Annotated in this window: 2 protein-coding genes; both read right to left on the reverse strand. The window is 40.8% G+C overall.

Annotated elements, in window-relative coordinates; genetic code table 11:
- Positions 1–56: 56 nt before the first annotated feature.
- On the reverse strand, positions 57–833 hold the full coding sequence (locus tag J1N10_RS20840) for a hypothetical protein (RefSeq protein ID WP_262328661.1): 777 nt from the start codon (positions 831–833) through the stop codon (positions 57–59).
- A gap of 18 nt (positions 834–851) precedes the next feature.
- On the reverse strand, positions 852–1,241 hold the full coding sequence (locus J1N10_RS20845) for a hypothetical protein (RefSeq protein ID WP_212191656.1): 390 nt from the start codon (positions 1,239–1,241) through the stop codon (positions 852–854).
- Positions 1,242–1,391 lie beyond the last annotated feature (150 nt).

Below are 1,391 nucleotides of genomic sequence, written 5' to 3' on the forward strand. Positions count from 1 at the left end.
AGCTGTCGATGGTTCGCATCCCTGAAACACGGTCTTTTGCGATGGTATGTAATAACTCACTCGTGTTCATATTCAATGTAGATTCTAATGGTTAGCGTATTGTCTCCGCTGTTTTTATTGCTCTTAAAAACCGTATGGATATTGCTGTTTACCTCTAAAGGCTCATGGAATGGGATAACCTCTTTGCTTAAATGCTTTACCTTTCTGTTGGCGGTAAGCATGTAATCACGCAATAGAAAACTGTTGCCGTTTACCAAAAGGCTGATATTGCCACATTCATAAGGTTCTGGCTGTTTATATGCCTTAACAGGACGAAGAAAAACATCGGATTTATGCAGATAGGCAAAGGTTAAAGTTTCCTGTGCTATCAAATCGGCAAATTCAAGGCTAGTAATGGTTTGACCTTTTTCAAATAAACCCACTTCATTGTAGAGATAATCGGCAAACTGCGTATTGAAAAGCTCTGCAATACTGTTGTTCAGGTTGCTTTGCTGGTCTGCATCGAGACAAGTAAATTTGATATTGTTGCTCAGAATATCAACGATTGCCGGAAGTATATCACTTTCAAAAAAATCTTTGCTTTCTGCTTCGCTTGCCCTTGTGCGTAGGTAAGAATAGAACAGGTTGGTAATGCCTTCGGTCAGTAACAAATCGGATATTAAAGCTTGGGGGAAAGCTAAATCCTGCGTTACATCTTCCAATTCCGATTCCTTTTTAACCAGGGCGTTTATTGCAATGCCTGTAATCAGTTTACAGGAAGCAGGGAGCAAGTCCTGTTCGTTAATGTGTTTGTTGCCAACTGAGGTTTTTGTAATTACAAAATATCGTTTCATTGTCGGGAGATTTTAGGGTTATTTCTTTTTCTCTACCTCAGCAAGCAGATACACACGAACATTGTAGCTTTCATTAACAGCCAGGTTCTCGCTGTCGTCTTTGTAAATGACACGTACAGGGCTGTTTTTAGCTTTCTCATCCACAGGAAAAGCCACATCCTTAATACTCATGTCATCGTTGTGGTGAAGCAATGCCACTTCGGTATCATCGGGGATTATCTCGGTATCATCAATCCAAACCCTAAGTGTGGCACCGGGTAATGCCTGTTGGTTGGATAGGCGTAAGAAAATGCCTTTGATACGGTCGTGTTCCGTTTTGGTATTGCCGTTAAACTCATAAGTCTGACCTTTTTTGACCTCGAATTTCACGACCTGTAATTTGCGTATGTTATTGTCTTGTACTTCCATTTTTGAAATGATTAAGAAGAAAAAAGGGGCGGTTAACAACCGCTGACCGCCCCCGAACGATTATGACATATCAAGCTCTTATGCTTTCTCTGTGATAGTTCCCAATAGCGTTACCTTAACGGCAGGGTGGTAAATCTTATCACCTGATAC

This window comes from Carboxylicivirga litoralis (assembly GCF_025499605.1).
GTDB lineage: Bacteria > Bacteroidota > Bacteroidia > Bacteroidales > Marinilabiliaceae > Carboxylicivirga > Carboxylicivirga litoralis.